The sequence below is a fragment of the Actinomyces sp. genome (genome assembly GCF_030524025.1).
In the GTDB taxonomy this organism is placed as follows: domain Bacteria; phylum Actinomycetota; class Actinomycetes; order Actinomycetales; family Actinomycetaceae; genus Actinomyces.
Genome location: NZ_JAUNHI010000002.1, coordinates 52,173 through 59,466, shown reverse-complemented (window position 1 = coordinate 59,466; position 7,294 = coordinate 52,173). Strand labels below are relative to the sequence as shown.

Genomic DNA, 7,294 nt, shown 5'->3' with positions numbered 1-7,294 from the left:
GGCCGCACGGGGGTTCTGTACATGCGCGCCGATCTGCCCGATCTGCTCGAGGCAGACCGGCGCGCCGCGGCCGCCACGCACTACCTGGCCTCCTTCGACGAGCTCCACGTGGGGTACAAGGACCGGCTGTGCCTGACCGATGCCGCCGGCGAGCTGCTCATCTGCCCCTCGATGAACGGGATGTTCCGCCCGCTGCTCGTCGACCGCGGGAGGGTCGTTGCGGTGCGTCCGGTCGGCCAGGGACTCATCTGGGCCGACGACGCCCGCCGCTCGGCGCGCCTGGAGGGGGCGGTCGAGCGTGCGGTGCGGGCCGTCGAGCGGCGCCTGGCCTGATCCTCGTCGCTGTCGGTCCCTGGCGTCCCACGGCCAGCGGTAGGCTGGGCCTATGAGCAGCGCAGCGGTCCGTGGACGAGTGGTCACCCCCGAGGAGGTCATCGACGACGGGGTGGTCGTCCTGGCCGAGGGGCGCATCGTGTGGGTCGGGCCCGCCGAGCGCGCCGGTGCCGCGGGACACGGCGAGGCGGTGTCCAGCGCCCACACGGCCCCCGAGGGGGGCTTCGTCCTGCCGGGGCTCGTCGACGTCCACTGCCACGGCGGCGGCGGCGAGTCCTTCCCCAATGCCGAGACACCGGCGCAGGCCATGACCTGCGTCATGGAGCACCGCCGCCACGGCACGACGAGCCTGGTGGCCTCGTGCGTGACCGCCGAGGCCCGCACCCTCATCGAGCGCGTCGGACTCCTGGCGGGTCTGTGCGAGGACGGTGAGATCGCCGGCATCCACCTCGAGGGCCCCTTCGTGTCGGTCGAGCGGTGCGGCGCCCAGGACCCCGCCCACATCATCGACCCGGATGCGGCCCTGACCCGTCGGCTCATCGAGGCCGGGCGCGGGCACGTGGCGACGATGACCGTCGCCCCGGAGAAACCGGGGCTGACCGGGGACGACGGCGTCATCGCCGCTCTTGTCGACGGCGGGGCGCTGCCGTCCTTCGGGCACACCGACGCCGAGGCCGCCCCGGTGCGGGAGTGCCTGGCCGAGGCCGCCTCCCGGCTGGCCGCCCGCGCCGCGGCCGGGCTGCCGGTGCGGGCGCGGCGCTCCACGGCCACCCACCTGTTCAACGGCATGCGCCCCATGCACCACCGCAAGCCGGGACCCGTCCCGGAGTTCCTCGCCGCCGCCCGGAGGGGGGAGTGCGTCGCCGAGATGATCGGCGACGGCGTCCACCTCCACCCGGCGATCGTGCGGGACATGTTCGAGACCCTGGGCAGGGACAACGTCGTGCTCATCACCGACGCCATGGCTGCCGCCGGGATGCCCGACGGCGACTACCTCCTGGGGCCCGCCGCGGTCACCGTGGCCGGAGGGATCGCCCGGCTGACCGATGGCGACTCGATCGCCGGTGGCACGGCGCATCTTATCGACGTCGTGCGCACCACCGTGGCGGGCGGGGTTCCGCTGGTCGACGCCGTCTACGCCGCGAGCCTCCAGGGCGCGCGGATCATCGGGGCGCCGGACATCGGCGCTCTGGCGCCGGGCATGCGCGCCGACCTCATCGTCGCCGACGCCGGACTGCGCCCCCGGCTCGTGCTGCGCCGAGGCCGGGCGGTGGCCTGAACGGCGTGGGCGAGGATCTCAGCCCGTCAGGCCCAGGAGGCGGCGGGCCCACACCGCCTGGCCCGAGTGCTGGGCGGCGTCGTCGATGATCGAGGCGATCCGCACGCCGCGGGTCACCGGCGGGTCCCAGGAGCGGTCGACGACCTCATCGAGCGCCGCCGGCTCCAGCCCTGACAGGTACTCGCGCAGTCTCGCCCCGGCTGCGCGCTGACGCGCTCGTGGCCATGAGCCTGGGCGTGCTGCGAGGGGCGCAGCACACCGCCTGTCGGGAGTCCCGCCCTGCGAGCGCCGCCGGTGCCGCATCCGGCAGCGGTGGCGGTCCGACCACGCCCTGTGCCCCCGACGCCGGAGGACTCCCGGGCGGCGGGAAGCCCGCCGACGTAAGGACGACCCGCCCCCGGATCATCCGGCTCGCAGCGCCGGTTCCGGTGGAGCTCGGGACCCCGGTTCCCAGGACTCTGGTTCCCAGGACTCTGGCGGTCAGGACCCCGGCACTCGGGATCGTCGTCCCCCGGATGGTGAAAAGCCCCGTAGCGGCGAGGAGCCCCGTGGCGGCGACACCCGGCGGCGCTGGGAGGCGAGTATCGCCGTCGGCGGGCGCAGCGCACCCGTGCCTGCCGTCGTGGCCCGTGTGCTGGCAGCGGGCGGCACCTGGAGGCGCGTGGTCACCGACCCGTTGTCCGGCGCCGTCCTCGACGAGCGTCTCGAGCGCGGCCTGGCCCAGGCTGTGGGAGCCATGACCGGGACCGATGAGATCCCCGGTGACCTGCCCGCCGACCTCCCCGCCCTGGACGACGGCGCCCGCCATGGCGCCGGCCAGGAGCGTCCCCCGCGCTTGGAGACCTGGGGGCCGCGACCCGGTGAGCCCGCCGGAGCCTTCGAGGCCGTGCCCTATCCCCGTGCCCTCCACGCGCCCTCCACGCGCTGGGCCTGGCCGAGCTCCTAGACGCGGTCGCCCCGTTCTGAGCGCGGCCCCCCGCGGGGGCGCGCCCCGCTCGGCTCAGGCGGCCCTCACCTCGGTCAGCGTGCCGTCGTCGACGTCGTAGACGAAGCCCCGGGCAGCGGCTCCACCGGGAACATGCGGGTCGGCCGCCAGCTCCCGCAAAGCCCGGCGCACATCGTCGGCGACATCACGGAACCCTCCCGGCGTCCACCTCGGGCGCACACCGGTCCGGCCGACCAGACGCTCAACGAAGCCCTCGTCATCCAGGCGCGACATGCCGCAGTCGGTGTGGTGGACGAGCACTACCTGCTCGACCCCCAGCTCGTGCTGGGCGATGGCCAGGGAGCGGCGCACGTCCTCGGTCAGGATCCCTCCCGCGTTGCGGATGACATAGGCGTCACCGGGCTTGAGATCGAACAGGGTCATGACGTCCAGGCGTCGGTCCATGCAGGTGACCACCGCGAGCCGCGCGCGCTCGCCGCGGGCGGGCGTGAAGGCCTCGGCATGACGCCAGGCCCGGGCCAGGGCGTCCTCGAGCGAGGGGCCGTGTCCCTCCCACGGGGTCGATGCGGCTGTGCCGGGGCTGCGAGTCTCGCCGGCCGTCCCCGGACCGCGCTCGGATGCACTCACGAGAAGACGACGGTCCGCTGCCCGTTGAGCAGCACCCGGTGCTCGGCGTGCCAGGTGACCGCCTGCGCCAGGACCCGCCGCTCGACATCCTGGCCCTTGCGCTGAAGCACGGGGGCGGAGTCGGCATGGGAGGCGCGGGTGACGTCCTGCTCGATGATGGGCCCCTCGTCGAGGTCGGGGGTGACGTAGTGGGCGGTGGCGCCGATGAGCTTGACGCCGCGCTCATGGGCCTGGTGGTAGGGCTTGGCCCCCTTGAAGCTGGGCAGGAAGGAGTGGTGGATGTTGATGACGCCGCCGTGCAGCCGCTCGCACAGGGCCGGTGAGAGGATCTGCATATAACGAGCCAGGACCACCAGCTCGACCCCGAGCCGATCGACCAGCTCGAGGAGGGCGGCCTCGGACTCGGCCTTGGTCTCGGCGGTCACCGGGATGTGGTGGAAGGGCACGCCGTAGAACTCCGCGACCGGGCGCAGGGTCTCGTGATTGCCCACGACGGCGAGGACCTCGATCGGCAGCCCCTGTGACGTCGCCCGGAACAGCAGGTCCGACAGGCAGTGGCCCTCCTTGGAGACCATGATGAGGGTGCGCATCGGGCGGTCGACCTCGTCGAGGGACCACTGCATGCCGTATGTCTCGGCGAGCTCGGCCAGGTCGGCCTCGAGCTCGGTGCGCGGCACCCGGGTCATGACGGTGACGCGCATGAAGAACAGTCCCGTCTCTGCGTCGCCGAACTGGCTCGACTCGGTGATATTTCCGCCTCGACGTGCCAGGGCACCGGATACCGCATGGACGATGCCGGGGCGGTCCGGGCACGAGAGCGTCAGGACAAGGTGCTGCGCGTCAGAACTCATGCGCCTAGGCTATCGAGGTGCTCCCCGCCCGACGTCCGGGGGGCCGAGGAGCGGACGACCCGCGAGATCGGGGTGACCTCGAGGTGCCATATGTCCCGATCTCGGCGAGGGGAGGGAGCGGTCGGGCCGAGCCCCAGCGTCATCCGCCAACGACGCGTGCGAGGTCGCGTGCGACACGCCCGCCCGCATCGCCGCCATCTCGCGGACCGACCCGATCAATGCCCCACCAGGCGCTCAGCCCTGGCACGCCTTGAGGCGGGGGTTCTGCTTGTTGATGACGTAGATCCGGCCGCGACGGCGCACGACCTTGCTCCCCGGCTGTCGGGCCAGTGAGCGGATGGATGCGCGGACTTTCATGTCGGTCTCCTCGAGGTGGTCGGGACGTGTCTGGGGGTGGCGGGCCGGCCCGGCCGGGACTGCCGACGGGACCGCGGCACTCAGCGGGTCCGCCGGCCGTAGCGGCGCTCGAACTTCTCCACCCGGCCGGCGGTGTCCAGGACTCTGCCCTGGCCCGTCCAGAACGGGTGGGAGGCGCTGGAGACCTCGACGTCGATGCGCCTCCGGCGGGCGGCAGCGCGGCGGGTGGTGGAGCCTCCGGCGGCGTGCTGCACGCGGCGGGCCTCGCAGCGGTACGATGTGGCCGCCGCGCGACTGGCGATGAGGTGGCCACCACCGGGGAGCGCAGGCACGTCCGATGCCTCGGCGGATGGACGCAGGGAGGACCTGGTCGCCCGCCTGGGCCGAGGTCGACGCCATTGCGCGCCTGCCGCGCAGACACCGAGGAGAAGCATGACCGACCGCGCCGACACCACCCTCAACGACCTCCCACTGGCCGAGCTGGACCCGGAGATCGCCGCCGTCCTGGACGACGAGCTCGCCCGCCAGCGGGGCACACTGGAGATGATCGCCTCGGAGAACTTCGTGCCCCGCGCCGTGCTCCAGGCCCAGGGATCGGTCCTGACCAACAAGTACGCCGAGGGCTACCCCGGCCGCCGCTACTACGGTGGCTGCGAGGTCGTCGACGTGGCCGAGTCCCTGGCCATCGAGCGGGCCCTGGCGGTCTTCGGCGGGGACTACGCCAACGTCCAGCCCCACTCCGGGGCTCAGGCCAACGCCGCCGTGCTCGGCGCCCTGGCGGAGCCGGGCGACACCATCCTGGGACTGTCCCTGGCCCACGGCGGACACCTCACCCACGGCATGCGCATCAACTTCTCCGGCCGCCTGTACAAGGCCACCGCCTACGGCGTCGACGAGTCCTCCCACCGCATCGAGATGGACCAGGTGCGTGAGGCCGCGCTGCGCGAGCGGCCGCGGGTCATCATCGCCGGCTGGTCGGCCTACCCGCGCCACCTCGACTTCGAGGCCTTCCGCTCCATCGCCGACGAGGTCGGCGCCGCCCTGTGGACCGACATGGCGCACTTCGCCGGGCTCGTCGCCGCCGGCCTGCACCCCAGCCCTGTGCCGGCCTCCGACATCGTCTCGACGACCGTCCACAAGACCCTCGGCGGCCCGCGCTCGGGCATGATCCTGTCCAGCCGGGGCGAGCAGTGGGGCAAGAAGATCAACTCCAACGTCTTCCCTGGCCAGCAGGGCGGGCCCCTCATGCATGTCATCGCGGCCAAGGCGACCGCCATGAGGATCGCCGGCACCGAGGAGTTCAAGGACCGTCAGGCCCGCACCGTCGAGGGCGCCGCCATCCTCGCCCAGCGCCTGCTCGCCGACGACGTCCGGGCGGCCGGCGTCCAGCTGGTCACCGGGGGCACCGACGTCCACCTTGTGCTCGTCGACCTGCGCGACTCGACCCTGGACGGCCAGCAGGCCGAGGACCTCCTCCATGCCGCGGGCATCACGGTCAACCGCAACGCCGTGCCCTTCGACCCCCGGCCCCCGCGGGTGACCTCGGGGCTGCGCATCGGCACCCCCGCCCTGGCCACCCGTGGCTTCGGGGCGCAGGAGTTCGCTGAGGTCGCCGACATCATCGCCGCCGCCCTCGTGGCGGGGGCGGCCGGCCGGGCCGACGAGGAGCTCCTGGCGGGCCTGCGGGCCCGTGTGGCGGCGCTGACTGACGCTTTCCCGCTCTACCCGGGCCTGTCCCAGTGAGGGCGCCCTGGGCCGGTGGGGCCCGCCTGCTCGACGGCACCGCCACCGCCGCGGCCATCAAGTCCGAGCTCGCCACACGGGTCGGCCGGTTGCGCGAGCACGGGGTCGTCCCCGGGCTGGGCACGGTCCTGGTCGGTGAGGACCCCGGCTCGGTGCGCTACGTCGCGGGCAAGCACGCCGACTGCGCCGAGGTGGGGATCGCCTCGATCCGGGTCGACCTTCCCGCCACGGCCACCCAGGCCGAGGTCATTGAGGCCGTCGACGCGCTCAACGCCGACCCCGACTGCACCGGCTACATCGTCCAGCTGCCGCTGCCCGCCGGCGTCGACACGAACGCGGTCCTCGAGCGCATCGACCCGGCCAAGGACGCTGACGGCCTCCACCCCACCAACCTCGGACGCCTCGTGCTGCGCACGAGCGGGCCGATCACCTCGCCCCTGCCGTGCACGCCGCGGGCCTGCATCGAGCTGATGACCCGTCACGGCATCGAGCTGGCGGGCGCCGACGTGTGCGTCGTGGGACGGGGCGTGACCGTCGGGCGCAGCATCGGCCTGCTCCTGGGCCGCAAGGACGTCAACGCCACTGTCGACGTGTGCCACACCGGCACCCGCGACCTCGAGGCGCACCTGCGCCGCGCCGATGTCGTCATCGCGGCGGCCGGCGTGCCCGGGATCGTGACCGCCGAGACGGTCAAGCCCGGTGCGGTCGTCCTGGACGTCGGGGTCTCCCGGGTGGTCGACCCTGCCACCGGCAAGGGCCGGATCGCCGGGGACGTCGCCGACGGCGTCGACCGGGTCGCCGCCTGGCTGTCACCCAACCCGGGCGGGGTCGGACCGATGACCCGCGCGCTGCTGCTGGCCAATGTCGTCGAGGCCGCCGAGCGTCAGGTGGATGGGGAGGCGGCCTCCGCCTGAGGGTTCCCGACCGGCGGCGGGTCTGCGCGCCCGGGCTCCCGACGACGTCGATCCGGGCCCGCGGGTGGAGGGCCGCGGATAGGCTGGTGGCCATGACCTCCTCGCCTGATCCCGACCGAGGCCTCACGGACAAGCCTGCGGCGGGGGGGGGGGCCCACCCCCCCCCCCCCCCCCCCCCCGGGGGGCCCGCCCCCGGGGGGGGGCGCGGGCCCCCCCGCGGCCGGGGGGGGGGCCCGGCGCCGGT

General features: G+C 73.9%; 8 protein-coding genes and 1 pseudogene. 5 read left to right on the top strand and 4 right to left on the bottom strand.

Annotation, left to right across the window (positions count from 1 at the left end; translation table 11 throughout):
- The 3 genes and pseudogenes from Q4C85_RS01345 to Q4C85_RS01330 form a co-directional block, all read left to right on the top strand.
- Positions 1–333, top strand: a pseudogene (locus Q4C85_RS01345) (winged helix DNA-binding domain-containing protein); the annotation flags it as partial.
- A 52-nt stretch (positions 334–385) separates the two neighbouring features.
- On the top strand, positions 386–1,612 hold the full coding sequence (locus Q4C85_RS01340) for an N-acetylglucosamine-6-phosphate deacetylase (RefSeq protein ID WP_303138843.1): 1,227 nt from the start codon (positions 386–388) through the stop codon (positions 1,610–1,612).
- Positions 1,613–2,234: 622 nt separating this feature from the next.
- Entirely contained in the window at positions 2,235–2,558 is a 324-nt protein-coding gene (locus tag Q4C85_RS01330) for a hypothetical protein (RefSeq protein ID WP_303138840.1), read from the top strand.
- 54 nt (positions 2,559–2,612) lie between these two features.
- On the opposite strand, the gene Q4C85_RS01325 is transcribed toward Q4C85_RS01330, so the two are convergent.
- From Q4C85_RS01325 to rpmE, 4 genes are all read right to left on the bottom strand, one after another.
- Positions 2,613–3,185 carry a carbonic anhydrase gene (locus tag Q4C85_RS01325; RefSeq protein WP_303138838.1) on the bottom strand — a complete coding sequence of 191 codons (573 nt, stop codon included), beginning with the start codon at positions 3,183–3,185 and terminating at the stop codon, positions 2,613–2,615.
- Entirely contained in the window at positions 3,182–4,036 is an 855-nt protein-coding gene (gene purU / locus Q4C85_RS01320; protein WP_303138837.1) for a formyltetrahydrofolate deformylase, read from the bottom strand. The genes Q4C85_RS01325 and purU overlap by 4 nt, the downstream gene beginning before the upstream one ends.
- A gap of 234 nt (positions 4,037–4,270) precedes the next feature.
- On the bottom strand, positions 4,271–4,393 hold the full coding sequence (ykgO, locus tag Q4C85_RS01315; protein WP_303138836.1) for a type B 50S ribosomal protein L36: 123 nt from the start codon (positions 4,391–4,393) through the stop codon (positions 4,271–4,273).
- A gap of 80 nt (positions 4,394–4,473) precedes the next feature.
- The gene (rpmE, locus tag Q4C85_RS01310) at positions 4,474–4,827 is read right to left on the bottom strand and encodes a 50S ribosomal protein L31 (RefSeq protein ID WP_303138835.1); all 354 of its coding nucleotides are present in this window, start codon (positions 4,825–4,827) and stop codon (positions 4,474–4,476) included.
- Between rpmE and glyA the strand changes: the two genes are divergently transcribed.
- Together glyA and Q4C85_RS01300 are read left to right on the top strand one after the other, a co-directional pair.
- Positions 4,826–6,136 carry a serine hydroxymethyltransferase gene (gene glyA, locus Q4C85_RS01305; RefSeq protein WP_303138834.1) on the top strand — a complete coding sequence of 437 codons (1,311 nt, stop codon included), beginning with the start codon at positions 4,826–4,828 and terminating at the stop codon, positions 6,134–6,136. The genes rpmE and glyA overlap by 2 nt on opposite strands.
- Positions 6,133–7,050, top strand: coding sequence for a bifunctional methylenetetrahydrofolate dehydrogenase/methenyltetrahydrofolate cyclohydrolase (locus tag Q4C85_RS01300; protein ID WP_303138832.1), 918 nt, complete (start codon positions 6,133–6,135; stop codon positions 7,048–7,050). Before glyA ends, Q4C85_RS01300 begins: the two co-directional genes overlap by 4 nt.
- The last annotated feature ends 244 nt before the right edge of the window (positions 7,051–7,294 follow it).

Bases quoted from the DNA above. Each gene is read 5' to 3' on its own strand.
- Q4C85_RS01340 (WP_303138843.1), top strand. From the start codon at position 386: ATGAGCAGCGCAGCGGTCCGTGGACGAGTGGTCACCCCCGAGGAGGTC.
- purU (WP_303138837.1), bottom strand. From the start codon at position 4,036: ATGAGTTCTGACGCGCAGCACCTTGTCCTGACGCTCTCGTGCCCGGAC.
- ykgO (WP_303138836.1), bottom strand. From the start codon at position 4,393: ATGAAAGTCCGCGCATCCATCCGCTCACTGGCCCGACAGCCGGGGAGC.
- glyA (WP_303138834.1), top strand. From the start codon at position 4,826: ATGACCGACCGCGCCGACACCACCCTCAACGACCTCCCACTGGCCGAG.
- rpmE (WP_303138835.1), bottom strand. From the start codon at position 4,827: ATGCTTCTCCTCGGTGTCTGCGCGGCAGGCGCGCAATGGCGTCGACCT.